The 26,749-nt window shown below is 46.2% G+C and carries 24 protein-coding genes; 14 read left to right on the top strand and 10 right to left on the bottom strand.

Annotated elements, in window-relative coordinates:
- Window positions 1–11 precede the first annotated feature (11 nt).
- Complete coding sequence (gene apbC, locus L5M51_RS06250; RefSeq protein ID WP_263171979.1) at window positions 12–1,127, bottom strand: iron-sulfur cluster carrier protein ApbC; 1,116 nt, start codon at window positions 1,125–1,127, stop codon at window positions 12–14.
- Between the two features lie 160 nt (window positions 1,128–1,287).
- On the opposite strand from apbC, the gene metG reads away from it, so the two are divergent.
- Together metG and L5M51_RS06240 are read left to right on the top strand one after the other, a co-directional pair.
- The gene (metG, locus tag L5M51_RS06245; RefSeq protein WP_263171978.1) at window positions 1,288–3,357 is read left to right on the top strand and encodes a methionine--tRNA ligase; all 2,070 of its coding nucleotides are present in this window, start codon (window positions 1,288–1,290) and stop codon (window positions 3,355–3,357) included.
- A 271-nt stretch (window positions 3,358–3,628) separates the two neighbouring features.
- Window positions 3,629–4,585: an AEC family transporter gene (locus L5M51_RS06240; protein WP_263171976.1), complete on the top strand. Its 957-nt coding sequence runs from the start codon at window positions 3,629–3,631 to the stop codon at window positions 4,583–4,585.
- Between the two features lie 153 nt (window positions 4,586–4,738).
- Here the strand turns inward: L5M51_RS06240 and L5M51_RS06235 are convergent, their stop codons facing one another.
- Both L5M51_RS06235 and L5M51_RS06230 read right to left on the bottom strand, forming a co-directional pair.
- Window positions 4,739–5,491, bottom strand: coding sequence for a Nif3-like dinuclear metal center hexameric protein (locus L5M51_RS06235; protein ID WP_263171975.1), 753 nt, complete (start codon window positions 5,489–5,491; stop codon window positions 4,739–4,741).
- Between the two features lie 70 nt (window positions 5,492–5,561).
- A complete protein-coding gene (locus tag L5M51_RS06230) occupies window positions 5,562–6,032 on the bottom strand; it encodes a glycine zipper 2TM domain-containing protein (RefSeq protein WP_028759742.1) in 471 nt (156 codons plus the stop codon).
- A gap of 54 nt (window positions 6,033–6,086) precedes the next feature.
- On the opposite strand from L5M51_RS06230, the gene aat reads away from it, so the two are divergent.
- The 3 genes from aat (at window position 6,087) to infA (ending at window position 7,798) form a co-directional block, all read left to right on the top strand.
- A complete protein-coding gene (aat, locus tag L5M51_RS06225; RefSeq protein WP_113940541.1) occupies window positions 6,087–6,800 on the top strand; it encodes a leucyl/phenylalanyl-tRNA--protein transferase in 714 nt (237 codons plus the stop codon).
- A complete protein-coding gene (locus tag L5M51_RS06220) occupies window positions 6,787–7,497 on the top strand; it encodes an arginyltransferase (RefSeq protein WP_263171974.1) in 711 nt (236 codons plus the stop codon). Before aat ends, L5M51_RS06220 begins: the two co-directional genes overlap by 14 nt.
- Window positions 7,498–7,579: 82 nt before the next feature.
- Window positions 7,580–7,798: a translation initiation factor IF-1 gene (gene infA / locus L5M51_RS06215; RefSeq protein ID WP_006081934.1), complete on the top strand. Its 219-nt coding sequence runs from the start codon at window positions 7,580–7,582 to the stop codon at window positions 7,796–7,798.
- Window positions 7,799–7,914: 116 nt separating this feature from the next.
- On the opposite strand, the gene clpA is transcribed toward infA, so the two are convergent.
- On the bottom strand, window positions 7,915–10,182 hold the full coding sequence (gene clpA, locus L5M51_RS06210) for an ATP-dependent Clp protease ATP-binding subunit ClpA (RefSeq protein ID WP_105252671.1): 2,268 nt from the start codon (window positions 10,180–10,182) through the stop codon (window positions 7,915–7,917).
- Window positions 10,183–10,225: 43 nt separating this feature from the next.
- The gene (clpS, locus tag L5M51_RS06205) at window positions 10,226–10,534 is read right to left on the bottom strand and encodes an ATP-dependent Clp protease adapter ClpS (RefSeq protein WP_263171973.1); all 309 of its coding nucleotides are present in this window, start codon (window positions 10,532–10,534) and stop codon (window positions 10,226–10,228) included.
- A gap of 194 nt (window positions 10,535–10,728) precedes the next feature.
- On the opposite strand from clpS, the gene cspD reads away from it, so the two are divergent.
- Window positions 10,729–10,935 carry a cold shock domain-containing protein CspD gene (gene cspD / locus L5M51_RS06200; protein WP_006081937.1) on the top strand — a complete coding sequence of 69 codons (207 nt, stop codon included), beginning with the start codon at window positions 10,729–10,731 and terminating at the stop codon, window positions 10,933–10,935.
- Between the two features lie 317 nt (window positions 10,936–11,252).
- On the opposite strand, the gene L5M51_RS06195 is transcribed toward cspD, so the two are convergent.
- Complete coding sequence (locus tag L5M51_RS06195; RefSeq protein WP_263148400.1) at window positions 11,253–13,478, bottom strand: NADP-dependent isocitrate dehydrogenase; 2,226 nt, start codon at window positions 13,476–13,478, stop codon at window positions 11,253–11,255.
- 343 nt (window positions 13,479–13,821) lie between these two features.
- Here L5M51_RS06195 and rluE point away from each other — a divergent pair, with 343 nt between their 5' ends.
- The 6 genes from rluE to L5M51_RS06165 all read left to right on the top strand — a co-directional run bounded on the left by rluE (window position 13,822) and on the right by L5M51_RS06165 (window position 19,903).
- Entirely contained in the window at window positions 13,822–14,607 is a 786-nt protein-coding gene (gene rluE, locus L5M51_RS06190; protein ID WP_263171972.1) for a 23S rRNA pseudouridine(2457) synthase RluE, read from the top strand.
- Between the two features lie 45 nt (window positions 14,608–14,652).
- Window positions 14,653–15,147 (top strand): NUDIX hydrolase, encoded by a 495-nt coding sequence (locus L5M51_RS06185; RefSeq protein WP_212600198.1) that lies wholly within the window; start codon window positions 14,653–14,655, stop codon window positions 15,145–15,147.
- A gap of 324 nt (window positions 15,148–15,471) precedes the next feature.
- Window positions 15,472–16,590, top strand: coding sequence for a tRNA 2-thiouridine(34) synthase MnmA (gene mnmA, locus L5M51_RS06180; protein ID WP_263148399.1), 1,119 nt, complete (start codon window positions 15,472–15,474; stop codon window positions 16,588–16,590).
- Between the two features lie 3 nt (window positions 16,591–16,593).
- Window positions 16,594–17,211 carry a high frequency lysogenization protein HflD gene (gene hflD, locus L5M51_RS06175; RefSeq protein WP_113940535.1) on the top strand — a complete coding sequence of 206 codons (618 nt, stop codon included), beginning with the start codon at window positions 16,594–16,596 and terminating at the stop codon, window positions 17,209–17,211.
- 29 nt (window positions 17,212–17,240) lie between these two features.
- The gene (gene purB, locus L5M51_RS06170) at window positions 17,241–18,611 is read left to right on the top strand and encodes an adenylosuccinate lyase (RefSeq protein WP_113940534.1); all 1,371 of its coding nucleotides are present in this window, start codon (window positions 17,241–17,243) and stop codon (window positions 18,609–18,611) included.
- 152 nt (window positions 18,612–18,763) lie between these two features.
- Window positions 18,764–19,903 carry a cupin domain-containing protein gene (locus L5M51_RS06165; RefSeq protein WP_263148398.1) on the top strand — a complete coding sequence of 380 codons (1,140 nt, stop codon included), beginning with the start codon at window positions 18,764–18,766 and terminating at the stop codon, window positions 19,901–19,903.
- 178 nt (window positions 19,904–20,081) lie between these two features.
- On the opposite strand, the gene L5M51_RS06160 is transcribed toward L5M51_RS06165, so the two are convergent.
- Window positions 20,082–20,531 (bottom strand): DUF4826 family protein, encoded by a 450-nt coding sequence (locus tag L5M51_RS06160; RefSeq protein ID WP_263148397.1) that lies wholly within the window; start codon window positions 20,529–20,531, stop codon window positions 20,082–20,084.
- 280 nt (window positions 20,532–20,811) lie between these two features.
- Here L5M51_RS06160 and L5M51_RS06155 point away from each other — a divergent pair, with 280 nt between their 5' ends.
- Window positions 20,812–21,846, top strand: a complete 1,035-nt coding sequence (locus tag L5M51_RS06155; protein ID WP_028759730.1) for a Glu/Leu/Phe/Val dehydrogenase dimerization domain-containing protein — start codon at window positions 20,812–20,814, stop codon at window positions 21,844–21,846.
- A 211-nt stretch (window positions 21,847–22,057) separates the two neighbouring features.
- A complete protein-coding gene (locus L5M51_RS06150; RefSeq protein ID WP_011789104.1) occupies window positions 22,058–22,402 on the top strand; it encodes a hypothetical protein in 345 nt (114 codons plus the stop codon).
- Between the two features lie 136 nt (window positions 22,403–22,538).
- Here the strand turns inward: L5M51_RS06150 and L5M51_RS06145 are convergent, their stop codons facing one another.
- From L5M51_RS06145 to L5M51_RS06135, 3 genes are all read right to left on the bottom strand, one after another.
- A complete protein-coding gene (locus L5M51_RS06145) occupies window positions 22,539–22,955 on the bottom strand; it encodes a MarR family winged helix-turn-helix transcriptional regulator (protein ID WP_028759729.1) in 417 nt (138 codons plus the stop codon).
- Window positions 22,956–23,099: 144 nt separating this feature from the next.
- A complete protein-coding gene (locus tag L5M51_RS06140) occupies window positions 23,100–23,573 on the bottom strand; it encodes a DUF1285 domain-containing protein (RefSeq protein ID WP_113940533.1) in 474 nt (157 codons plus the stop codon).
- 123 nt (window positions 23,574–23,696) lie between these two features.
- Window positions 23,697–26,738, bottom strand: coding sequence for an FAD-binding and (Fe-S)-binding domain-containing protein (locus L5M51_RS06135; protein ID WP_113940532.1), 3,042 nt, complete (start codon window positions 26,736–26,738; stop codon window positions 23,697–23,699).
- Window positions 26,739–26,749 lie beyond the last annotated feature (11 nt).

Raw genomic sequence — 26,749 nt, 5'->3', positions numbered from 1 at the left:
ACCCTTAAACCTTACTCGTCATCTGAAACACTAATAGAAACTGTTTTCTGGCTTTGCTTTAAAGCCAATTCTGCGCCCACTTTACGGGCAATTTCCCGATAAAGAGCTGCGACTTCACTGTCAGGATCGGCAACGACGGTCGGCGCACCATTATCCATGGCTTCACGGATATTGATGTACAGCGGCAAAGCGCCTAACAGTGGAACTTGATAGCGTTCAGCGATTTTACTGCCGCCGTGAGTTCCAAATGGATGTTCTTTATGACCACACTCAGGACATAAATGGAAACTCATGTTCTCAACAATACCCAGCACAGGAATGTTCACTTTCTGGAACATATTGATGCCCTTCTTGGCATCGGCCAGCGCGATATCCTGCGGTGTAGTCACGATAACGGCGCCGCTCACAGGAACTTTTTGCGATAACGTGAGCTGAATATCCCCTGTGCCTGGTGGCATATCAACGACTAAATAATCCAGTTCTGGCCATTGGGTTTCATTCAGTAACTGGGCCAACGCGCCCGCGGCCATTGGGCCACGCCAGACGGCAGCTTCATCACCACTGAGCATAAAACCAATCGACTGCGCGGCAATACCATGGGCACTGGCGGCTGTCATATGTTTGCCATCGGGGGAAAGCGGTCTGAAATTAGGAATACCTAACATCATAGGCACTGACGGGCCGTAAATATCCGCATCGAGAATACCCACCTGCGCACCTTCAGCCGCTAATGCCAAGGCTAAGTTCACCGCTGTGGTTGACTTACCCACGCCGCCCTTACCTGAGGCTACGGCAATCACTTGCTTCACATTGGCAATCGGCGCAATAGAAGATAACGCTGAGTATGCTTTAGGTTGAAAATCGATTTCACACTCGACTTCATCAATAGCATCGAGCACCGCTAACTTATTCGTCAGCGCCATGACAGTGTCGCGATACTGAGTCATACAAGGGTATGGATAGACTAAGCCAAGCTGCAAACGCTTACCTTCCAATGCCAGCTTATTTACGCATCCTGCGCTCACTAACCCTTTCGCGAGATACGGGTCAACAAATGAATCGAGAATAGCCAGAACTGGCCCGAGAAGATCGTCATTCAGACGATAATCAGTTTGAGTTGAAGACAAAAGAATTACCCCCACCAATAAATTTGCCCAAGTGTACCAGATAATGCAGAAAACATTAGCGCAGATTTAGCTCAATTGGCTCAGGTTTTGATGAAAATCATCCTGTAATCGGTTAGTATCTCTACCAATATTTTTGGCCCACCACGATATTTGAGACAAGATGGCAACTTCACAACGTAAAATTCTCGTGACCAGCGCACTTCCCTATGCAAACGGACCGATACATTTAGGTCACATGCTGGAATACATACAGACAGATATCTGGTCGCGTTATCAAAAGCTTCGTGGACATGAGTGCCACTATATTTGTGCCGATGACGCCCATGGCACGCCAATCATGCTTAAAGCACAGCAATTAGGCATAGCGCCAGAAGACATGATTGCCCAAGTGAACAAAGAACATCAGCAGGATTTTGCCGATTTCAATATCGCCTTCGATAACTATCACAGCACCCACAGCGATGAAAACCGCGTACTGGCGAGTGATATTTATCTCAAGCTACGTGCGAATGGCTATATCAAGAGCAAGAGTATTTCTCAGCTGTTCGATCCTGAGAAATCCATGTTCCTGCCAGACCGATTCGTAAAAGGCACTTGTCCTAAGTGTAAGTCACCGGACCAATACGGCGATAACTGTGATGCCTGCGGCGCGACTTACAGCCCAACTGAGCTCATCAATCCAAAATCAGCGGTATCGGGTGCGACACCAGTGATGAAAGACACTGAGCACTTTTTCTTCGACCTGCCCGCCTTCGAAGGCATGCTAAAAGAGTGGACTCGCTCTGGCGCACTGCAAGTCGAGATGGCCAATAAACTCGACGAATGGTTCGAGCAAGGTCTGCAGCAATGGGATATCACCCGTGATGCACCGTATTTTGGTTTCGAAATTCCCGATGCGCCAGGTAAGTATTTCTACGTTTGGCTAGATGCGCCTATCGGTTATATGGGTTCGTTCAAAAACCTCTGTGACAAACGCCCTGAGCTGAGCTTTGAGGAATTCTGGGGCAAAGATTCAACCGCCGAGGTTTATCACTTCATCGGTAAAGACATAGTCTACTTCCACAGTCTGTTTTGGCCAGCCATGTTACACGGCTCAGGTTACCGCCAGCCAAACAGCGTCTATGCCCACGGCTATGTGACGGTCAACGGCGCTAAGATGTCAAAATCCAAAGGCACTTTCATCAAGGCGCGAACTTATTTAGATCATTTAGATCCTGAATATTTACGTTACTACTACGCCGCCAAACTCAGCAGCCGTATCGACGATTTAGATTTAAATCTCGAAGATTTCGCCCAGCGCGTGAATTCAGACTTAGTCGGTAAGCTAGTGAACTTAGCCTCGCGCACCGCAGGTTTTATCACTAAACGTTTCGATGGCAAGCTAGCGAAAATTAACGACACCACACTGACTGAGGCGTTTCTAGCCAAGCAAGAGGTGATTGCCGAATTTTACGAAGGCCGCGAATACGGCAAAGCAATGCGCGAAATCATGGCACTGGCGGATATTGCTAACGGTTTTGTAGCCGATGCAGCACCTTGGCAAATGGTGAAACATGACGACCAACAGGAAGCGGCACATCAAGTGTGTTCAAACGCCTTGAATCTGTTCCGTATTTTAGTGACGTATCTAAAACCTGTATTGCCACGTTTAGCCCAAGATGTGGAAGCCTTCTTCCAACTGCCGCTCACTTGGAATGCATTGAACCAAGATTTAGCGGGTCATGAAATCGCGCCATTCAAAGCCATGATGCAACGTGTTGAGCTGGATAAAGTCAATGCTATGGTTGCCGACTCCAAGGATAACCTGCAAGTCACGGCCGATGCACCAAAGACGGCTGCGCCTGAAAAAACGGTTGAATCATCTAATGTCAGCAGTGAGCCTCTGGTTAACGATCCTATCAGTGAGACCATCAACTTTGATGATTTTGCGAAAATCGACCTGCGTATCGCTCGTATCGTGAAAGCCGAGCATGTTGCTGACGCCGACAAGTTACTCAAGTTACAACTCGACATCGGTGGCGAAACACGCCAAGTGTTTGCAGGGATCAAATCGGCCTATTCGCCAGAAGACCTTGAAGGCAAACTAACTGTGATGGTGGCTAACTTAGCACCACGTAAGATGCGTTTTGGCATATCAGAAGGCATGGTTTTGGCCGCTGGCCCTGGTGGCAGCGATCTGTGGATTTTAGAACCCCATGAAGGCGCACAGCCTGGCATGCGGGTTAAGTAATCTGCGCTAGATAACGCTCGAAAAATCAATAAGGCCGCATTTTATGTGGCCTTATTTGTTGGTATCGATTGTTTGAGCCGATTCGTGGTCGCAAGTGTCACTCAGTCTTTTAAAAGACTGAGTTTAAGTCATTTAATTTTAACTGAGTGGTTTAAGAGACCGAGTTAAAACTCGTATTTCTATCGACAAGATATTCACGGCAATGTGACATTCATATCAGTGACAAGTCTAAAATCGACGCAGTGCTAAATGAATAACTCGAGGAGTCGTTATGGGAAATATCGTTGAGCAGTTGCTGTTTTCGGCCTCGATTACGGGCCCCATCTGTTTGATGTTAGCGCTCGGTGTGATCCTAAAACGCACCCAAATCATCAATGAAAACTTTATTGATGTCGCATCAAAATTAGTCTTTAACGTGACGCTGCCAGCCTTGCTGTTCCTTAGCATCATTAGCTCAAATCACGATCTCGCCTCCAGTGCACCCTTGATTGGCTATGGTTTAGCGGCCAATTTCCTGTTTTTTATACTCTCCACCTATGCAACTGGGCGGCTATTTCCCAAGCACAAAGACCAAGGTGTGATCATTCAAGGGGGTTTTCGGGCCAATACCGCCATTATCGGCTTAGCTTATGTTTCCAACGCCTATGGGAGTTCTGGTGTTGCCTTAGCCGCGGTCTATGTTGCCTCGATGACGCTGCTGTATAACATTCAAGCGGTTATTTGCCTAAGCCCTAAAGGCGAAGAATCCAGCCAACGTGCATTTGGCGTGATCATCAAGACCATCACCAAAAACCCGTTGATCATTGCCATTATGGCAGGCATGTTGTTCTATTTGCTTGCTATTCCAGTACCGAAAATGGTGCTCGATGCGGGACAATACTTTGCCAATATGACCCTGCCATTAGCGCTACTGTGTACCGGCGGCTCGCTCGATATTGGTTCACTCAAACATGAAAAGCATACAACTTGGTTCTCGACCGCATTGAAACTGATCTTTGCCCCGCTTTTTATCACTATTGGGGCCTTGCTGTTGGGTTATCGAGGGATTGAGTTAGCACTGGTTTTTTTAATGAGTTCTGCACCCACCGCAGCCGCAAGCTATGTGATGGCGCGCGCCATGGGTGGCAATGCGCCCCTTGCGGCCAATATTATTGCGCTAACCACAGTCTGCTCGCTGATCACGTGCACCTTAGGCATCTTTATATTGTCCACTTTGGAGCTAATCTAGCAGCAGCTAAGAGCTGATTGCACAAACGCTAGAGGAACGGATTTGAGTGACTATAAGTAACAATAAAACCACAATAAAAAAGGCGAGCCATGCTCGCCTTTCGTTTAGGAATAAAACAGTTAGATGGTCATCATAAGCCGCTTTATGAATGGATTAGACCGGATTGATGATATCCACAAAATGGTGCACGAGATCAAACTCGCGGGCGAGATAACGACCTAAGGCTTGAATACCAAAACGTTCTGTCGCATGGTGTCCCGCCGCAAAATAATGTATGCCCTGCTCTACCGCACTGTGAAACGTTCGCTCGGACACTTCACCACTGATAAACGCATCCACACCTAAACTCGCCGCAACATCGATATAATCCTGTGCGCCACCAGTACACCAAGCTACATGTTGGATCTTTGCATCGCTATCACCAATGTGCAGTGGGGCTCTGCCTAACGCATTCTCAAGGGTGTGAGAAAATTCGCTAGCACTGACTGCAAGATCAAGTTTTCCACGCCACAGTAGCCCCTGAGCCACCTCTTCGATGGCTTCTGCGTCAATGATCCCAAGCTGTCTCCCCAAAGTCGCGTTATTACCGAGCATTGGGTGGGCATCTAAGGGTAAATGATATCCAAACAAGCTAATATCATGCTTGAGCAGCGCCTTAATTCGGCGTTGTTTCATGCCTGTGATCACTTCAGGCTCATTCTTCCAAAAAAAGCCGTGATGAACCAATATCGCATCGGCGTTTAATCGAATCGCTTCATCGATCAAGGCCTGACAAGCTGTCACGCCCGTGACTAAGGTTCGGATCTCATCCTTGCCTTCTACCTGCAGCCCATTGGGTGCGTAATCCTTAAAGGCCGACACATGTAAAAAATCGGCTAAATATTGGCTTAGTTCTGTCCGTGTCATTGCATTACCGTCCGTTACTCTAGATGACCATTTACTGAAGATGAGCACTTATTCAAGATGAGACAATCGCTTACATCGCGATATCAACACGCACGCCACCTTGCAGGTACACCACTCGAACTCTGTCACCCGCGTTAAACGTCATGCCAGCATCGTAATCTTGGATCACCATGACCTGAGTACCATCTTCTTGATTGATCATCAGTTCCACCAGCTTAAACGATTGCACGCTAGTACCGCTGCCATAACGGTTACCGATACCCCCACCAATCAAGGCACCTAAAATCGTCGCAACATCTCGACCCGACCCGCCACCAAACTGATTACCAATCACCCCACCCGCTAAGGCGCCACCGAAGGTTTTCCAACCTTGATTACGGTCTTCAATTAACTGGGTTTCGGTGATATTACGTACCGAAGTGATATCGCCATAGAGTACTTTCTCAACTGGCACGGCTTGATTGCGATCATAGCCAGCATTAGCGGGGCTGATGATAAAAGCAAAAATAAACATAAAGCTTGCTAGAGTAGGTTTCCACATATCTGAATTTCCGCTAACTTAATAATAAGGTCTATAACTAAATCATACTCAATTGTGAAGTCACTGTCTTTCCTGAATCACGAATTTGACGCTTTTCCTTCGCCCGAGCACGCCTTAACCGATCCTAATGGTTTATTGGCTATCGGCGGCGACTTACGTCCTGAACGTTTACTCTCTGCTTACTACAACGGTATTTTTCCTTGGTTTAATTCTGACGATCCCATCCTATGGTGGTCACCAGATCCCCGCGCCGTGTTTATTCCAGGTGAAATTCATATCAGCACCAGCCTGCGTAAATACTTAAAAAAACAACCTTGGCGGATCACAATCAATCACGCTTTCACCGATGTGATGGCTGGATGCGCGCAGCCAAGAGAAAAACAGAGCGGCACTTGGATCACCCAAGAAATTCAAATGGCCTATCGCGAATTGCATCACACAGGTCATGCCCACTCCATTGAAGTGTGGGAAGGTGAACGTTTAATCGGTGGGCTTTACGGCTTAGCGATCGGCCAAGTATTTTGCGGCGAATCCATGTTTCACCGTAAAACCAATGCGTCCAAGGCCGCCGTTGCAGCACTGCAACAACATTTACTCAAGATGGGATTCAAACTCATCGACGCACAAGTGATGAATCCCCACCTAGAAAGTTTGGGAGCTAAAGCTATTAAACGCATTGATTTTATAACGTTACTGAGCGAACTGAGAAACAATCCCGTGGACCCAAATACTTGGGCCACTAAAGAGGTCATCCTTGAACTCGAGTAAAGCATCGATCGCTATCGGTATCAGTCAAATATTTCCCTGCAGCTACCTTGATGGCCAGCAGGAGCAGCTACTCGTCATCCAAGAAGATACGCTCGATCCCATTTTATTTGAGCGTTTGCTCGCAGTGGGTTTTCGCCGCAGTGGTAGCTCTATCTACAAACCACGTTGCCCTAGATGCAGTGCATGCCAACCAATCCGTGTACCAACGCATGAATTTGTCCCATCGAAACGCCAAAAACGCACTTTAGCAAAAAACCAAGATCTGACCTGGCGAATAACATCGGAGCAAACCGCCGAGCAATATACGCTATATGAACATTACATTCGTGGGCGACATTTTGACGGCCCCATGTTTCCCCCGAGTGAAGATCAATATAATCACTTTCTTTTTTGCCATTGGTTACCGCCAACATTTATCGAAGTCTATGATGGAAATAAATTATTGGCAGTTGCGGTCACTGATTGTTTGCCCAATAGTCTTTCGGCAATTTACAGCTATTTTGACCCCGACGAAGAACATCGCTCCCTCGGCGCACTGTTAATTTTAATTCAGTGTCGACTGGCGAAACTCATGAATAAAGAATTTGTTTATCTCGGATATCAAATAGATGAAAACCGTAAGATGTCTTACAAGCGTTTGTATCGCCCTTATCAAATTCTGACACCGACGGGCTGGGAGTATTCCCAAGTTTGCTAAGTACTTCCCCTTTACAGCGGGGGGAATTTGGGGCATGATACGCCCGTTTTTTATATTCGAAGGCTAATGGGATAATTAATTAATGGCGAAAGAAGACAACATTGAAATGCAAGGCACTATCCTTGAAACCTTGCCAAACACAATGTTTCGTGTAGAGCTTGAAAATGGTCATGTGGTGATAGCCCACATTTCAGGCAAAATGCGTAAAAACTACATCCGGATCCTCACTGGCGATAAAGTTACCGTCCAGCTGACTCCTTATGATCTGACCAAAGGTCGCATTGTCTTCCGCGCACGCTGATATAGCCTCTTAGATTTAAAAACCCGGCAAGGCCGGGTTTTTTTGTTTGCGAAAGATGAAAAAAATGGCTGCAATTGCAGCCATTTTTATGTCTAAAACTAACGGATAATCAAGCATTAAGCTTTTGTTGTGGCTTTTTCGTGACGTTCGGTACGAATGACAATCTCGCCCTCCTTCACATCCACATACGCAACACCGCCTGACTCTAAGACACCAAATAAGATCTCGTCTGCCAATGGACGTTTGATCAATTCGGTCACGACCCGAGCCATTGGACGTGCACCCATGTTCTTATCGTAGCCTTTCTCGGCCAACAAGGTTCTGGCTTCGTCGCTGACTTCCAAAGTAACGTGTTTTGCATCCAACTGTGCCTGCAATTCCACCAAGAATTTATCGACCACTTTGGCGATAATCGTCATATCCAAATGATTGAACCAAATGATGGAATCGAGACGATTTCGAAATTCTGGCGAAAATACTCGATTAATTTCAGATAATGCATCTTGGGTGTGATCTTGCTGGGTAAAGCCAATAGACTTACGAATAGTCTCCTGTACACCCGCGTTAGTGGTCATCACCAAAGTCACATGTCTGAAGTCAGCCTTACGACCATTGTTATCGGTCAAAGTACCGTGATCCATCACCTGCAACAGCAGGTTATAGACATCACGGTGGGCCTTCTCAATTTCATCCAATAGCACGACACAGTGCGGATTTTTAATCACAGCATCGGTGAGCAAGCCACCTTGGTCATAACCCACATAACCAGGAGGCGCACCAATCAGGCGTGACACTGTATGGCTTTCCATGTACTCAGACATGTCAAAGCGCACCAGTTTCATCCCCAAGCAGTTGGCCAGTTGGTTAGTGACTTCGGTTTTACCCACACCGGTGGGACCCGCGAATAAGAAGCTCCCCACAGGTTTTCGGTCAGCACCTAAGCCACTGCGCGATAAGCGAATGGCCGAACTCAGACTCTCAATGGCCTTATCTTGGCCAAAGACCACCATCTTAAGGTTACGCTCAAGGTTACGCAGTAAGTCCTTATCAGTAGCGGATACCGACTTCTCAGGGATACGTGCCATTTTCGCCACAATCGACTCAATCTCGGCTTGGCCTATGGTCTTTTTACGTTTACTCATAGGCAGCATCACCATACGCGCACCCGCTTCATCAATCACATCGATGGCTTTATCGGGTAAATGCCTGTCGTTGATGTGCTTGGCCGACAATACTGCAGCGCAGCTGATCGCGGCCTGAGTATAACGAACCCCATGATATTCTTCGTATTTAGACTTAAGCCCCATCAAAATCTTAGTGGTTTCTTCCACTGAAGGCTCATTAATATCCACCTTTTGGAAACGACGTGCAAGTGCGCGGTCTTTCTCAAAAATACTTTGATATTCTTGGAAAGTTGTCGAGCCCATGCAGCGCAAGTTACCGCTAGATAGCAAAGGTTTCAGTAGATTAGAGGCATCCATTACGCCGCCAGAGGCCGCGCCCGCACCGATAATGGTGTGGATCTCATCGATGAATAGGATGGCATGCTTATCCGCCGCCAGTTCTTTTAACAGGTTCTTAAAGCGTTTTTCAAAGTCACCGCGATACTTAGTTCCCGCCAGCAGTGAACCTAAATCTAAGGAATACACTGTCGCTTCAAGCATTACATCGGGTACTTGTTTATTGACAATGCGATACGCCAACCCTTCGGCAATCGCCGTTTTACCTACACCCGCCTCACCCACTAACAGTGGATTATTTTTACGGCGACGGCACAGGGTTTGAATCGCGCGCTCAATTTCTTGGTCGCGACCAATCAGTGGGTCGATGATCCCTTGCTTTGCAAGTTGATTTAAGTTGGACGCAAATTGCGACAACATACTGCGCTCTTCGCTGCCTTCGCCCTGATCTTCAACACGTTCTTGATCTTGATGTGACTCAGCATCATCATTTTTGGCGAAACCATGGGAAATAAAATTCACTACGTCTAGGCGACTAATGTCGCAGCGGCGCAGTAAATACACAGCTTGGGATTCTTGCTCACTGAAAATGGCGACTAACACGTTAGCGCCGTTCACTTCATTGCGACCCGATGACTGCACATGGAATACTGCCCGTTGCAGCACTCGCTGGAACCCAAGCGTCGGCTGAGTTTCTTTGTCATCATCAATATCGGCAATGATTGGGGTTGTTTGTTGGATAAAGCTTGCCACTTCATCTCTGAGTTTATCTAGATTCGCTCCACAGGCGATTAACGCTTCTTGAGCCGCAGGATTGTCGATCAGAGCTAATAACAGATGTTCCACTGTCATATACTCGTGACGCGCGTCTCTGGCTTGCTGAAACGCCAGATTTAAGGTGACTTCCAGATCTTTGTTCAGCATAAGCACCCCCAAAATTAACAACAGACTACAGAGTAAAGCGGTTTTACGCTTTCTCTAACGAACACAGTAACGGATGTTGGTTTTGTCTTGCAAATTGATTTACTTGTATCACCTTAGTTTCTGCAATCCCAAACGGGAAAATACCGCAAATTCCTTTTCCTTGGTGATGGATAGTCAACATGATATCGGTCGCTTCCTGCTCGTTCTTGCGAAAGAAAACCTGCAAAACTTCAATCACAAAATCCATTGGGGTGTAATCATCATTATTGAGTACCACCTTATACATCGAAGGCGGCATTAACTCTGATTCGACACGTTCTTCAACGTGTTCAATATTTCCTATCTTTGTCATTTTTTAATACTAGCCTCTCGTGTTGGCCTCTTCCAATTGATCCGTTCAAATTAATCAGTTGTTACCCCTTTGTTAATTTTAGCTTGACTTCCGCTTTTACTCCTTACATTCTGTTGTGCAGACGGTGAACGAATACCCGTCTATACAGGTTTTACTATCTTACTGGTAAGTAGACAACAGAAGGAAGTGGAAGTATGGCAAGCGGAACTGTTAAATGGTTCAACAACGCCAAAGGATTCGGGTTTATTTGCCCTGATCAAGGTGGTGAGGACGTTTTTGCACACTATTCTACCATTGAAATGGAAGGCTATCGAACTCTAAAAGCAGGCCAACCCGTTCAATTTGAAGTAGAAGCCGGTCCAAAAGGGATGCACGCTTCAGCCATTTCACCAACAAAATAACGTTTGGTGAGGCCAATGATCTAAAAGGCAGGGACTTGTCCCTGCCTTTTTATTGCTGCGTGTTTTATCAATCCCCACCACTTAATGCTCCATCGCTTGTCAGCATTACGCATGAATTTAATTCAAGATCAATCGCCGCAGACCATCCATTGCATCCCTGCAAAAAGTTTTTATCATCGGTCTCGACAGCAAATTTAGGGTATAAAAAAGGATCTGCAATGCAGACCCTTTTTTAAAATCAGTCTAATGACTTACAACTTTACATCAGCTTAGATGGCCCACACGCGCACACCATCTAAAAGTGATAATGAGCTAAATTAAGCAATCAACAGCTTGTTCAACGTCTCGCTTGGGCGCATGGCTTTTTCAGCCTTAGCCGCATCTAAACGGTAGTAACCGCCTAAATCGACTGGTGCACCTTGTGCCGTCGCTAATTCAGCCACAATCACTTGCTCATTCGCCGCTAGCGCATGCGCTAACGGAATGAAGTGAGCTTGTAACTGCTCATCGCCCGTTTGCGCAGCTAAGGCTTGTGCCCAGTACATGGCTAAGTAGAAATGGCTGCCACGGTTGTCTAACTCACCGACTCTTCTTGATGGCGATTTGTTGCCATCTAAGAATAGGCCAATGGCTTGATCTAAAGTATCGGCTAACACTTGGGCTTTTGGATTGCCTACGGTTTGACTTAAATGCTCTAAAGACGCCGCCAGAGCCAAGAATTCACCGAGCGAATCCCAACGTAAGTGGCCTTCTTTCTCAAGCTGTTGCACGTGTTTAGGTGCACTACCGCCCGCACCTGTTTCAAATAGACCGCCGCCGTTCATTAATGGAACGATTGACAGCATTTTGGCACTGGTGCCTAGCTCGAGGATGGGGAACAAGTCAGTCAGGTAGTCACGTAGAACGTTACCCGTAACTGAAATGGTATCTTTGCCTTCTTTGATGCGAGCCAAAGACAAACGCGTCGCGTCTTCTGGAGACATAATGCTGATGTCTAAGCCATCAGTATCATGCTCTGGCAGATACTGCTGCACTTTTGCAATGATTTGCGCATCGTGGGCACGTTTGCTATCTAACCAGAATACCGCTGGAGTATTGCTTAAACGGGCACGGCGCACGGCCAGTTTAACCCAATCACGGATTGGTGCGTCTTTAACTTGACACATTCTCCAGATATCGCCCGCTTCGACGTTATGGCTCATCAATACCTTACCGCTGGCATCAACAACGTTGACCACACCGTCAGCAGGAATTTCAAAGGTCTTATCGTGGCTGCCGTACTCTTCGGCTTTTTGCGCCATCAAGCCCACGTTTGGCACGCTGCCCATGGTTTTAGGATCAAAAGCGCCGTGCTCTTTACAAAAAGCAATCGTTTCTTGGTAGATACCGGCATAACAACGATCTGGGATCATGGCTTTAGTGTCATGCAGTTGACCGTCTGGTCCCCACATTTGGCCAGATGAACGAATCGCAGCAGGCATAGACGCATCGATAATGATGTCGCTTGGCACGTGTAAGTTGGTGATACCTTTGTCAGAATCAACCATAGCCAATGCGGGACGCGCAGCGTAAACGGCGGCGATATCGGCTTCGACTTCGGCGCGGCTATCAGCAGGTAATGTCGCGATCTTGGCATAAACATCACCAAAACCGTTGTTAACATCAACGCCTAATTCAGCGAAAAGCGCCGCATGTTTGTCAAATACTGGCTTGAAGAAGACCTTCACAGCGTGACCAAACATAATAGGATCAGACACTTTCATCATAGTGGCTTTCAGATGCAGCGATAACAGCACATCTTCAGCTTTGGCGTTTTCGATTTCACGCTCATAGAAGCTCACTAAGGCTTTTTTACTCAACACCGCAGCATCGATAATTTCGCCAGCCAGCAGCTTAAGACCCGATTTGAGCACCACTTCTTGACCATCTTTTTGGGTCAGCACGATATTCACGCTGCCCGCATCAGATAAAGTGACAGACTGCTCGCTGCCGTAGAAATCGCCGTCAGTCATGTGAGCAACATGTGACTTGGAATCTTTGGCCCATTTCCCCATGGAATGCGGGTTTTTCTTGGCGAAGTTTTTCACCGATAATGGGGCACGGCGATCTGAGTTACCTTCACGCAGTACTGGGTTTACCGCACTACCTTTGATCTTGTCGTAACGGGTTTTAATTGACTTTTCAGCGTCGGTTTTTGGCTCATCCGGATAATTAGGGATGTCGTAACCTTTTTGCTGCAGTTCAAGGATACAGGCTTTTAATTGTGGGATCGAAGCACTGATATTCGGTAACTTGATGATGTTCGCTTCTGGCTGATTCGCTAACTCGCCAAGCTCTGTCAGATGGTCGCCAATCTTTTGTGCTTCGGTCAGTTGCTCAGGGAAACTGGCAATAATACGGCCCGATAACGAGATATCACGGGTTTCAACCGCAACGCCCGCGGCGTCGGTAAACGTTCTGATAATAGGTAAGAGTGAGAGGGTGGCCAGTGCTGGCGCTTCGTCTGTTTCAGTGTAAATAATTGTTGATGAGTTATCTTTCATGTTACATCCTACATTATTGTAAAATTTAATATTTTTTATAATAATTTTATAGCATGGCGAACAAATCTGAGCACAGGGAAAATATCAATCAAGGCAATCGACCACGCCCTCATCTTTCAAATTCTCAATGCCCTTCTGTCTTTGCGCGCAAGCTAAAATTTGTTACAACGACTCATTAAAACCTAATAAACATTTAGGCACAGATCACATTTTCTGGCCGACATCATAGAGCATTCGCAATAATATTCAAATTCCACTAACGGCGAATGCCAAGTACACTATGACCACATTAACGACTCAATCAAGTCAGGTAAGCGTGTCTCAACCTCCTGTTAGCAAAAGTATGAACAAAAACAAGTTTCAACCTAAAGGTGCCAATGCCAGCGCAAGTTCCCCAGCCAAGAGCCCGATTAAACCCGCTAAGCCCGCCAGCAGAGGCCCTGCCAACCGCGCTACCGCCGTAGATAGCAAAGTGGCGCCAGCACGAAATGCCAATGGCAGTTTAAAGAAAGAACCCTTTAAAAATCCTAATCGACGCGCAATTGCGGCGGCAAAACCGGTGCAGAGTCAAACGCTCGCACCAATTATCGTGCTGTTTAATAAGCCTTTTGATGTACTTTGCCAGTTTACCGATGAACAAGGTCGTAAAACCCTAAAAGACTACATTCCCATTGCTGACGTGTATGCCGCAGGCCGCTTAGACAGAGACAGTGAGGGCTTGTTGTTGCTGACTAATGACGGTCAATTACAGACAAGGCTGACAGAGCCAAAAAAGAAAACCTTTAAAACCTATTGGGTGCAAGTAGAAGGCGTTCCGACGGAAGATGTACTGACAAAACTGCGCCAAGGTGTTGAATTAAATGATGGTATGACGCTGCCTGCTAAAGTCAAAATCATGGATTCACCCGACATTTGGCCACGTAATCCACCGGTGAGAGAGCGCAAAAATATCCCAACAACTTGGCTAGAAATCCAAATTCATGAAGGCCGCAACCGCCAAGTCAGACGCATGACAGCGCATATCGGTTTTCCGACCTTAAGATTAATCCGTTATAAAATAGGCCAATGGAGTCTAGATAATTTGCCATCGGGTGAGCACAAATGTATCCGTCTCGGTGATGAAGTCTAAATTTCAGCCTACTTTCTTCATTCAAATCCACTCAAAGGAGGCTCCATGAGTCAAAGATATAAACCCAATGTGACCGTCGCTTGTATTGTTCATGCAACTTCACAGGACAAATATCTGATGGTAGAAGAGTGGATTGAAGGCGAGCAACGCTTTAATCAACCCGCGGGTCACTTAGAAGCGAATGAAAGCTTGATCCAAGCCTGTGAGCGCGAAGTGTTTGAAGAAACGGGGTTATCACTCAAAGCCCAAGGACTCGTCGGCATTTATCAACTTAGCGCCAGTGAAGACTTAGCCTTTGTGCGCTTTACTTTTTTCGTGCAGTTAGATGATATGCCCTCACCTGCGCCGCAGGATAAAGCGATCCATAGTGCGCATTGGTTAAGTCTTGCGCAGATAGAAGCCATGCCATCTTTACTGCGCAGCCCCTTAGTACTCGATTGCTTAAAAGACTATCTCAATCAGGCACAAAATGGCCAAACTTATCCCCTTAGCTTACTCAATAGTGACCGCCTCACGATAGCCCAAGCGAGCAAGGCGTGATAGAATACCGCCCCGCATAAATGGCTGGTTAAGCTTAATGCGTGTGCTACTGCAGAGGCCTTGTACAGCAAATAAATAGTTGGCCGTAAATGCGAGGTTTACTGACAGTTTGCGGACTCATTTTATTTGATAGCGCTGGAAAAGTTTGATTTAGCAATCAGCAGCACAGCACCTAGATGTAAAGTGAGCTTGGATTTAAAGTGAGCTTGGTTTTTTAGTTAGCCCATATTTTTAGTTAGGTTAGGTATTTTTGTTACGCGCTCAATGTCGCGGCTTAAATTCATCCACCTAGCCAACACACATACTCAATGGTTTTTAGGATTTATGACATCAATCGAACCCACTCATACAGGAAAAAAAGTCATTGTCGGCATGTCCGGCGGTGTAGATTCATCTGTTTCAGCCTATTTGCTTATGCAGCAAGGCTATCAGGTTGAAGGCCTTTTCATGAAGAACTGGGAAGAAGATGACAACAACGAGTACTGCGCGGCCGCAGAAGATTTAAAAGATGCCCAAGCCGTATGCGACAAGCTCGGGATCAAGCTACATACAGTCAACTTTGCTGCCGAATATTGGGACAATGTATTTGAGTATTTCCTCGCCGAATACAAAGCCGGCCGCACGCCAAATCCCGATATCATGTGCAACAAAGAAATCAAATTTAAGGCATTTTTAGAATTTGCCGATGAAATCCTCGACGCCGATTACATCGCAATGGGCCACTATGTGCGCCGCCGCGATAATAGCGATGGCAGTACGCAAATGCTCCGCGGCGTTGATGGCAATAAAGATCAAAGTTATTTCCTCTACACCTTAAGCCATGAGCAAGTTACCCGAAGCCTGTTCCCTGTCGGTGAGCTCGAAAAACATCAAGTTCGTGAAATTGCGAAAGAAATGGGCTTAATCACCCATGACAAAAAAGACAGTACTGGCATCTGCTTTATCGGTGAGCGCAAGTTCACTGAATTTCTAGGGACTTATTTACCGGCGCAGCCTGGCAATATTGAAACCCCAGAAGGCGAAGTCATAGGCACGCACCAAGGACTCATGTACCACACCTTAGGCCAACGTAAAGGCTTAGGCATTGGCGGCATGAAAAACAGCAATGACGATCCTTGGTATGTGGTCGATAAAGATCTTGAGCGTAACGTATTGATCGTGGGTCAAGGCGGACACCATCCCCGTTTGATGTCGACCGGCATGACAGTTAACCAACTGCATTGGGTGGATAGAACTGGGCCTGTCGATGGTTGTCATATCGCAGTGAAAACCCGTTATCGCCAACAAGATGTGCCTTGTACATTAACCTACACAGATGAACACACCTTGCGCGTGGTCTTCGATGAACCTGTAGCGGCGGTGACGCCTGGGCAGTCTGCGGTATTTTATGATGGTGAAGTCTGCCTAGGTGGCGGCATCATAGATCAATTAATCCGAGGGTAACGCGTGAACGAGCAACTCATTAATCGGACTATGGCGTTTGCAGGCATACTGCAAGCCATTGCCCAAGTTCAACATTTAGCGCGCCATGGCGAATTGGATAATGCCGAGCTCGCAGCGAGCTTAAACACCATTCTCGTCACCAATCCTGACAATACGCCCGATGTCTACCAAGATAAAATCGTATTGCAAAAAGGCTATGAGCTGATCCTGAATCAGCTCGGTGACAGCAGTCAAAAAGATGTTGAAATCACCCGCTATTTAGTGGGCGTGCTTGCCCTTGAGCGTAAACTCGTGCGCTCTAACAGTGGCTTAGGCATGTTGGCTGAACGTATTAATCAAGTGAATCGCCAGCTACATCATTTTGCCATCACAGATGAGCAAGTCGTTGCCAATCTTGCCAGCATTTACAGTGACATCATCAGTAATTTAGGGCCAAAAATCCAAATATCGGGTAATCCTGTGTGTTTGCAGCGCCCTATTGTACAACATAAAATTCGTGCTCTGCTGCTTGCCGCTATACGCAGCGCAGTACTGTGGCGTCAGTTGGGCGGTAAACGTCGACACTTAGTCTTCGCCCGCAAAGCCATAGTCGATACAGCCAAGAAAAGTCTTACCCTATAATAAAATTAGCGTTCATCAAGGAGCTACACATGGATCTTTCCGCACTAACTGCTATCTCTCCGGTAGACGGTCGTTATGGTAGTAAAACCGCGTCATTGAGAGGGATTTTCAGCGAGTTCGGTCTTACCAAGTACCGTGTTCAGGTTGAAATCAATTGGCTAAAACTGTTAGCCGACTGTCCAGACATTAGCGAAGTGCCAACATTGAGCGCGTCAGCTATCGCCGTACTCGATGGCATTAAAGACAATTTCAACGAACAAGATGCGCTGCGTGTTAAGGCTATCGAAAGCACCACTAACCACGATGTAAAAGCGGTTGAATACTTCATTAAAGAAAAAATCGCAGGCAATAGCGAATTAGCCGCTGTGGGTGAGTTTGTTCACTTTGCTTGTACTTCTGAAGATATCAACAACTTAAGCCACGGTTTAATGCTGACTGAAGCCCGTGAGCATGTTTTACTGCCCTACTGCAATGAGTTACTGACGGCAATTAAAAAGCTGGCGATTGAATATCGCTCTGTGCCATTAATGTCACGTACCCATGGCCAACCCGCGTCACCTTCGACGCTCGGTAAAGAAATGGCGAACGTCGCAGTGCGCCTTGAACGTCAAATCAAACAAATCGCCAATGTTGAAATCATGGGTAAACTGAATGGTGCCGTAGGTAACTACAATGCTCACCTGTCAGCCTATCCTGAAGTTAATTGGCATGAGCTGTCTGAGCGTTTTGTGACTAGCCTTGGCTTGCACTGGAATGCCTACACGACGCAAATCGAGCCACACGATTACATTGCCGAATTGTTTGATGCGGTTGCCCGTTTCAACACTGTGCTGATTGACTTTGACCGTGATATTTGGGGTTACATCGCCCTAGGTCACTTCAAACAACGCACTATCGCCGGTGAAATCGGTTCATCGACTATGCCGCACAAAGTTAACCCAATCGATTTTGAAAACTCTGAAGGTAACTTAGGTATCGCTAACGCCCTGATGCAACATTTAGCGTCTAAACTACCGTTATCAAGATGGCAACGTGACTTAACTGACTCGACAGTACTGCGTAACTTAGGTGTGGGTATTGCCCATGCGTTGATCGCGTATCAAGCGACCTTAAAAGGTATCAGCAAGTTAGAAGTTAACGAAGCGCATCTGCGTGATGAGTTAGATCACAACTGGGAAGTGTTAGCAGAACCCGTACAAACGGTAATGCGTCGTTATGGTATTGAAAAGCCATACGAAAAATTAAAAGAACTGACGCGCGGTAAACGTATCGACGCGCAGCAACTGTCAGTGTTTATTGACGGACTTGAATTACCAGACTCAGTGAAGGCTGAACTGAAGAAAATGACGCCAGCCAATTACATTGGTCGTGCCGAAACGTTTGTCGACGAACTGAAGTAAGTTATTAATTAAAATTGGCGATTAACTAATATTAAGCTATTGACTGAAATTAGTTATTAACTGAAATTGGCGACGGACAATACTCTTTCTTAAACAGAAATAAGGATTAAGGCGACCCACATCACCGCGATGTGGTCGCCTTTTTTAACACTATGTATACACTCAATCTCGATATCGCCCAGTTTCTTAGTGAATACTGGCAAAAGAAACCCCTGTTGATCAAAAAAGCATTTCCGCAATTTGAAGATCCTATCAGCGCCGATGAATTAGCTGGCCTTGCCTGTGAAGAAGAAATCTCTTCACGTATCGTTGTCACCAAAGACAATGATTGGGAAGTGGTGCAAGGTCCGTTTGAAGATTACGACAGCTATGGCGAAACCCATTGGCAGTTATTAGTGCAAGCCGTCAACCATTGGTATCCAGATTCGCAGCCATTAGTTGAAGCTCTACGCTTTTTACCTGACTGGCGCTTCGATGACTTGATGGCATCATTTGCAACCCCAAGTGGTGGTGTCGGCCCGCACGTCGATAACTACGATGTGTTTATCATTCAAGGCGAAGGTGAACGTCGCTGGACTGTGGGTGACAATACCCCACAACAACGCCGTGGCGGCAATCCAAACTCGCCGCTGGTTGAAGACTTTACACCCATTATCGATGTAGTGTTAGAAAAAGGCGACATGCTTTATATTCCACCAGGTTTCCCACACTGCGGCGAAACCCTAACTGTGGCAATGAGTTACTCGATTGGTTTCCGCGCTCCTAGCCAGCAAGAATTGGTCAGTGAAGTCGCCGATTATTTGCTCGACAATAACTTAGGTCAGCAGCGTTTCACGTCGCAAACTGAGCCGAGTTCAGCCGGTATCGTCAGCCAAGATCATCAAGTGGGCATAATGTCACTCTTGAGTCAGCTGAGCCAAGATCCCAATAGCTACCAAATCGTGTTAGGTAAACTGCTCAGTCAAAACCGTTTCGAGCTTGATTTGTGTGAAGGCGAAGAAGCTTACAGCATGGAAGATTTACAAGATGCCTTCGCCCAAGGTGCTGGCGTCAGCCGTATCGGTGGTTTGAAAGTATTGCGCCTTGAAAATGACGCCACGCCGCGATTATTCATCAATGGTGATGTACACGAACTGCCCCAAACACCGGCAGACGTTATCGCACAGTTGAGCGATAACGTCTGCTTAAACGCCGATGAAGCGACTGAAATATGTCAGCATGAAGAAGTCCAAGCCTTACTGTTGAAACTCATCAATCAAGGTTTCTACTACTTGAGCGACTGTGAAGAATAAGCCCTATCGACTTTGTTCGATGACCTTGTTCTTAATATAAAGTGTAAATAAAACATCAATATAAAAAAGGCACTCAATTGAGTGCCTTTTTATTATTTATGCCGTTATTTTGAGCAATCAACACAAGTGACTGTATTAACTCAATACTATCTAAATACAATCCTCAACTCATTTGAGTTTAAGCATTCCACAGTTTATCGTCATTGTGCATACGATATAAACTCTCGGCACGCGATACTAATAATTGAGCAAATTTAGCCTGAGTGGCATCACGGGTTGCACCCGAACGCACTAAGTTTTCCGCCTGCATTTGCCACATCATAGAGAAATGACGCACGGCATCACGGGCCGTCACCGCCACTTTCACATCGACAAAATCCGACGGTAAATCACCTGACATCACCCAATAGGTTTTGTTGCTTGGACGCTTTGATTCCATCTTCCAAATCGCCATATAAGGCGCAAGATAACGGCTTTCATCGGCTAGGACTTTGCTTGGGATCACGCCTTTTTCAGCGAGAAAACGATTAGCTTTTTGAAATTGAGTTCTGACCCACTCTTGACGCAGCTTTTCTATTTCTTCAGCTGATAAATTTTGTTGAGTTTGGTCGACAGCTTGTTCAGTCATACTTCCGTCCTATCTTATTGTTATAACGCGAGCCTAATTCTTGGGATCAGTACGCGATTCATTCTATTCGTTACGTTAAATTCAGTACAATCCATTCTTAATCGCAAAGCTTACGTTTACGTAAAGTGGAAAGCTAAATTGCCACAAATAATGTATTTATTCGGTCATTATGCATGGTTGAGAGTATCGCTAAATGCTATGGTTCTGCAATAAATATAACAAGCAGTCGATAGAGGCTCACCTCGTCGGCTTTTTCATTGTGTATAGCGGAGAAATTCACGTGGCTGTATTTAATCATGTATCCTTTGACGAACATGAACAGGTTGTATTCTGTCATGATAAAGAAAGTGGCTTAAAGGCCATTGTCGCCATCCATAACACTAACCTTGGTCCTGCCGTGGGTGGATGTAGGATGTGGAACTACCAATCGGATGATGAAGCCCTTACTGACGTATTACGCCTCTCTCGTGGCATGACTTATAAAAATGCCCTAGCAGGTTTAACCATGGGCGGTGGCAAATCAGTGATCATTGCCGATCCGAAAAGACAAGATCGCGAAGCCCTATTCCGCGCCTTTGGCCGTTTGATTAACAGCCTAGGTGGCCGCTACTATTCAGCGGAAGATGTTGGCACTACTACAGCTGATATTATGATCGCCCATGAAGAAACCCCTTATATGGCGGGCCTTGAAGGCAAAAGTGGCGATCCATCACCGTTCACAGCCCTTGGCACTTATTTAGGCATCAAAGCTGCGGTTAAACATAGACTTGGTTTAGACAGCCTTAAAGGCCTTAAAATCGCCGTTCAAGGCGTCGGTCACGTTGGCTATTATCTGTGCAAACACTTGCATAACGAAGGCGCTGAACTGATTGTTACCGACATTCATCAAGCCTCATTAGACAAAGTCGCTACCGACTTTGGTGCCATTGTTGTCGCACCTCAAGAAATCTACGCGCAAGATGTGGATGTGTATGCACCTTGTGCCCTTGGCGCAACCTTAAACGATGCGACCTTACCGCAACTGAAAGCCAAAATTGTTGCTGGCTGTGCCAACAACCAATTAGCCGAAGTACGCCACGGTGAACAACTGAAAGAAATGGGCATACTATACGCGCCAGACTATGTGATTAACGCAGGCGGCATTATCAACGTGTCGTTCGAAAAAGATTACGACGCAGCAAAATCGACTGCTAAAGTAGAAGAAATTTACAACACGCTGCTGAAAATATTCAGCCAAGCCGATGCGCAGAACCGTACAACCGGCGCCGTGGCTGATGAAATGGCGAAAGCCATTATCGAAGCCGCTAAGCAGTAATTTTTCTACGCGTTTATTATTTTTATGCCCGCCAAATATTGAAAAAAGCGACTTCTGGTCGCTTTTTTGTTATCTAAAATTTAATCTATCACTAAGCTCATGGTTTAGCCGCGCTTTTAATTTCGACACAGAATATTCATTTAATCACGCTGGAAAACGTCATATTTGTCTGCTTGAATTAGTCTATCAGGTCCCAGCACAGGATAGCGCTATGATCCGTTTCAAGTACGATCTCAACCAAGATGTGGTAGAACTGCAAGCCAGCAATTGGAGTGGTTTAGAGCGGGTCTTCGTGAATGGCCAGATGGTGTCGCACAAGCTTAACTTTAAGCCTCAAAGCGAACATACCATTCAGCTTAAAGACGGCGCGCCTTGCAAGTTTGAACTACTTATCGATCCCCAAACCGATGAGCTCATGTGCCGAATTTATAAGCAACATAGACTCGTCGCTAGCCTAAAACAAGGTAAAGAAAATTTATTAGCTAGCCGGCGTTATTTACAGCACTCAGTGATAGCCGTAAGTCTGCTTTGCGTCTTTGCACTTTACTTGAATTAATCAAACCAGTTTAATCCCGCAAAGTGAGGCATAGTGGGTGGGATTAAACTGGGAAAATGATTTAGATAACCACATACAGATAGAAGTAAAAACGGCTAAACCACAGTTTTCCGCCATACCCATTAGATTCAAAATTTCAAGCCAAACGGTTGATTTTATTTAATAGTAAAATGAATGTCTGTTGTTCATCTTCACTTAGATTTGACAGGAATTTTTCATTGACCCGCTCAGCTTCGCAGATAAGATCTTGCTCTAATGCTTTGGCTTCATCGGTCAAAAAGATTTGGAAAGCACGCCGATTATCGACTTCTTGATGGCGAGTAATAAGACCTTGCACCTGTAACTGATCGAGTAAGCGCGTCATAGTGTAATTTGCCACATCGCAACGCTTAGACAATTCAGTTTGGCTTATGCCCTCTTCTTGCCACAAAGCAAACAGCACAGGCCACAGTTTTATATCGAGTTGATATCGCTTAAGATGCAGATCAAGCTCATTTTGCAGCTCGATATTTAAGTGGGATACAAGATAGCCTAAGCTTTCATGACGATTCAAACAGCACCTCCTACAGCAAAGGTTTAACGCGTTTTCACTTACTCTGCACGCCATCATAGGAACCCAGAGTTAGTTTTAATACTACCACTTAACCCATAATAAACTAGCTTAGACCACAGCAAATTATGCGATTAACCTACGAGCTCATTCCCCATCTAGATCAGATAAATTGAATTCATTCACAAAATTATAGTAACAGGCCCGACCTAATTTCCCCCATAAACCGCGCTCAAGCGGCAAATAAACACTGTCATCGGTGAGCTTCATCTGTTTTATATCGACTTTATGGTGCTGTGTTTCAATACTGGTTCTTACATTGAGCAGCGAATGGGGTTGCGCTCGCTTGAAATCGACAATCAGTAAGGGAGCATCTTCAACCCGCACTCGCACCTTCTCCACTGGAGTAATTAAGAAATACTCATCATCGATGCAATGCAAAATACTGGCGAACAACTTAGCAAACTTGGCTGGTAGCGATGTGCCTAGATAGGTCCAATCACCCAAGGCGTTAATGTCAAACAATGGGGCTTCACTGCACAATGGCACAACCGAGGTTAGCCTACTATCGGCGGCGAATTGTTTGAGCGTGTGTTGAATACTGTCAGTCATCTTTTCCATCTAGGCCTCCATCATCCATAAAAAAACCAGCCTTGCAGCTGGCTTTAGTGTGACATTCAATACTGGGATATTCCAGTGAGGATAATTACGATCTGACTAACGCAATCAAAACGATAAACACCACTAGATATTTACTAACTCGAGTAAGGCCTCAAGTGGATGCTTTGGCTTGTAACCGGCAAAACGTTTTACTTGGCTCCGGCACGAATAGCCAGACACTAACACTTGCGGCTGCTCAATTTTCGCTAGCGTTTGCTGCCAAGACATATCAAACAAGGCCTTAGAGCGCTCGAGGTTTTCCGCCTCATGACCATAGGTTCCCGCCATACCACAACAACCTAAATTGACTGCGGTTAACTTAGCGCCAAAATGGGCAAAGATTTTAGTCCACTCATTGGCGGTATTTGGCTTGGCCGTCGATTCGGTACAATGACTAAACCAAGTATATTGCTTATCTTGCGCAGCTTTTGCAGGTAAATCTTTGATGACATTCAGTAGCCATTCGTTGGCTAACTTAACCTCAAAATTACCGCGATTAGCCCCTAAAACTTCACGGTATTCATCGCGATAACACAAGACTAAGGCAGGATCGATACCGACCATGGGCATGCCCAGTTTATGGACTTGGTTCAGAAAGTCCGCACTCGACTGCGCCGTTTTAGCAAACTTATCTAAAAATCCCTTGATATGTGTTGGCTTACCATTGGGTTTGTAGGGCAATAACACCGGCTTTAAGCCGAGTTTTTCAATCAATTGGATAAAGCGCAGCACAAGACCTGAATCATAGAAACTGTTAAAGGGATCTTGTACCACCAACACAAACTGCGAGCGCTTCTCTTCTGGAATCGCTTGCAACGCAGCTAAGTCGTAACCGCGGCTTGCATGACCATCGAGTCTTTGCTTCAAAGTCGGCACAGATAACGCAGGCGCATCCACATAACCAATCGCCTGTTTAATCACCCATTGGCTCAATGGATTTTGTGCAACAAAGTTAGTGAGACGCGGTGCCGCAGCCATCAGTGGTAAGCTATCTTCAATCCCTGCAACGAGATAGTCTTTCGCGGGTCTTAAATAGCGTTGATAGTAAATATTGAAGAACTGCGCCCTAAACTTAGGCACATCCACTTTTACCGGACATTGTCCAGAGCAGGCTTTACAGGCCAAACAGCCCTTGAGCGATTCCATCACCTCGTGGGAGTAATCATAATCACGTTTGGCATTGATGGTATTTTGTATGCGCTGCAATATACCAAAAGGTTTCGCTTTTGCGAGGGCATTAACATCAACCCCTTCAGCCTCAAGCAGTCTTAGCCACTCTCTCATGAGCCCTGCACGCCCCTTAGGCGACTGCACTCTGTCACCCGTCACCTTAAACGATGGGCACATGGGCGAATAGCTACTGTAATTAAAACACAGGCCATTACCGTTACAATTCATCACATCGGGGAACGCATCACGCACATCAACGGGGATTTGTCGATCAAACTTACCGCGCTTAGCACTGTCAACATCGTAATAGAGGGCACCTGTATCTTTAGGCGCCACCAACTTGCCGGGATTGAGTCGGTTATCGGGGTCAAACAAACCTTTAATATCTTGCAACACACCGAAAAGTTCATCACCAAAGACAGCTGGACCGTATTCACCGCGCACGCCTTTACCGTGCTCGCCCCACATTAGGCCGCCGTATTTAAGCGTCAGTGCCGCGACTTGATCAGAAATGACTCGTAGTAATTTTTCATCTTCAACATCGCACATATCGAGCGCTGGACGAACATGCAACACGCCCGCATCCACATGGCCGAACATACCGTATTGCAGATTATGACCGTCGAGTAACGCGCGAAACTCCATAATGTAATCGGCGAGTTTTTCGGGCGGTACCGCGGTATCTTCTGCAAAGGCGATGGGCTTACGGCGACCTTTAGTGGCGCCGAGTAAACCAACGGCTTTTTTGCGCATGCCATAAATTTTTTCGATACTCGGCTTATCTTGTGTCACTTGGTAACCCAATACACCGCACTCGCCTTTGCTGATCTGCTCAGTTAACACAGCTTCCAAACTCGCGAGCTTTTGCTCAACTTCGACCGTGTCACCTGCAAATTCGACCATATTGAGGCCATCAATAACTTTACCAGGCACTTCTTGGATAAGATCAGCCACCGAATGCCAGACAATATCTTCACGGGCTAAGTTAAGCACTTTTGAATCGACGGTTTCGACCACAGTCGCCCGCGCGGCAACTAAGGATGGCGCATGACGCAATGCCGATTGGAACGAATCGTACTTAATGTTCACCATAGCGCGCTCAGTCGGCAGCGGGGTGAGATTAAGTTTGGCTTCGGTTATCACCGCAAGCGTGCCCTCTGAGCCCGTCAGAATTCGTGATAAATCGAATTGCGTCAGCTTGTCGTTCCACACATGTTTTAAGTCATAGCCAGTGAGGAAACGATTGAGCTTAGGAAATTGATTTTCAATCTGAGTGCGCTTTTCGCGGCATACCGCCGCCACAGCAGAAATCAATTTCTGCCCCAGCAGATTATCACTGACATTATCGGGGTTACACAGTAGTCCGGCATCTAAGGGATGCGTATCCAGCACACTGCCATCGATCAGCACACTGCGCAGCGCCAGCACGTGATCTGACGTCTTACCATAGACCAGTGAGCCCGCACCCGAGGCATCGGTATTGATCATGCCACCAATAGTGGCGCGGTTTGAAGTGGATAAATCGGGACTAAAAAAGAATCCATGGGGACGCAATGCATCATTAAGCGCATCTTTAATCACGCCAGCTTCAACTCGAACCCAACCTTGCTCAGCATTCACTTCGAGCACACGGTTCATGTAACGCGACACATCCAAAATCAAACCATGGGTCAGAGATTGTCCGTTGGTGCCCGTACCACCGCCCCGCGCACTGAAGGTCACGCTGCGAAATGCGTCCGTAGCAGCCAGCGTCAATGCAATTTGAATATCCTGCTGATTTTTAGGATAAAGCACGGCTTGAGGCAAAAATTGATATACAGAGTTGTCGGTGGCTTGCACTAAACGGGCGCTGTAACGTTTGTCTATATCACCGGAATACTCACTTTGCTCCAGTGCATCAAGGTATGCCAAATACACTGGCTCTAATGTTTGTTGATGTGATAGCAGGGGTAGCATAGATGGCTTCT

The sequence above is a fragment of the Shewanella sp. SM73 genome (genome assembly GCF_025653795.1).
GTDB classification, from domain to species: domain Bacteria; phylum Pseudomonadota; class Gammaproteobacteria; order Enterobacterales; family Shewanellaceae; genus Shewanella; species Shewanella oncorhynchi.
Note: the sequence above shows the minus strand (reverse complement) of the source record. Positions and strands in the feature narration are given on the sequence as shown.

What these genes read in the sequence shown, in the direction of transcription:
- metG (WP_263171978.1), top strand. Translation starts at nt 1,288, where the DNA reads ATGGCAACTTCACAACGTAAAATTCTCGTGACCAGCGCACTTCCCTAT.
- L5M51_RS06240 (WP_263171976.1), top strand. Translation starts at nt 3,629, where the DNA reads ATGGGAAATATCGTTGAGCAGTTGCTGTTTTCGGCCTCGATTACGGGC.
- L5M51_RS06235 (WP_263171975.1), bottom strand. Translation starts at nt 5,491, where the DNA reads ATGACACGGACAGAACTAAGCCAATATTTAGCCGATTTTTTACATGTG.
- L5M51_RS06230 (WP_028759742.1), bottom strand. Translation starts at nt 6,032, where the DNA reads ATGTGGAAACCTACTCTAGCAAGCTTTATGTTTATTTTTGCTTTTATC.
- infA (WP_006081934.1), top strand. Translation starts at nt 7,580, where the DNA reads ATGGCGAAAGAAGACAACATTGAAATGCAAGGCACTATCCTTGAAACC.
- clpA (WP_105252671.1), bottom strand. Translation starts at nt 10,182, where the DNA reads ATGCTGAACAAAGATCTGGAAGTCACCTTAAATCTGGCGTTTCAGCAA.
- clpS (WP_263171973.1), bottom strand. Translation starts at nt 10,534, where the DNA reads ATGACAAAGATAGGAAATATTGAACACGTTGAAGAACGTGTCGAATCA.
- cspD (WP_006081937.1), top strand. Translation starts at nt 10,729, where the DNA reads ATGGCAAGCGGAACTGTTAAATGGTTCAACAACGCCAAAGGATTCGGG.
- L5M51_RS06195 (WP_263148400.1), bottom strand. Translation starts at nt 13,478, where the DNA reads ATGAAAGATAACTCATCAACAATTATTTACACTGAAACAGACGAAGCG.
- rluE (WP_263171972.1), top strand. Translation starts at nt 13,822, where the DNA reads ATGAACAAAAACAAGTTTCAACCTAAAGGTGCCAATGCCAGCGCAAGT.
- L5M51_RS06185 (WP_212600198.1), top strand. Translation starts at nt 14,653, where the DNA reads ATGAGTCAAAGATATAAACCCAATGTGACCGTCGCTTGTATTGTTCAT.
- mnmA (WP_263148399.1), top strand. Translation starts at nt 15,472, where the DNA reads ATGACATCAATCGAACCCACTCATACAGGAAAAAAAGTCATTGTCGGC.
- purB (WP_113940534.1), top strand. Translation starts at nt 17,241, where the DNA reads ATGGATCTTTCCGCACTAACTGCTATCTCTCCGGTAGACGGTCGTTAT.
- L5M51_RS06165 (WP_263148398.1), top strand. Translation starts at nt 18,764, where the DNA reads ATGTATACACTCAATCTCGATATCGCCCAGTTTCTTAGTGAATACTGG.
- L5M51_RS06160 (WP_263148397.1), bottom strand. Translation starts at nt 20,531, where the DNA reads ATGACTGAACAAGCTGTCGACCAAACTCAACAAAATTTATCAGCTGAA.
- L5M51_RS06150 (WP_011789104.1), top strand. Translation starts at nt 22,058, where the DNA reads ATGATCCGTTTCAAGTACGATCTCAACCAAGATGTGGTAGAACTGCAA.
- L5M51_RS06140 (WP_113940533.1), bottom strand. Translation starts at nt 23,573, where the DNA reads ATGGAAAAGATGACTGACAGTATTCAACACACGCTCAAACAATTCGCC.
- L5M51_RS06135 (WP_113940532.1), bottom strand. Translation starts at nt 26,738, where the DNA reads ATGCTACCCCTGCTATCACATCAACAAACATTAGAGCCAGTGTATTTG.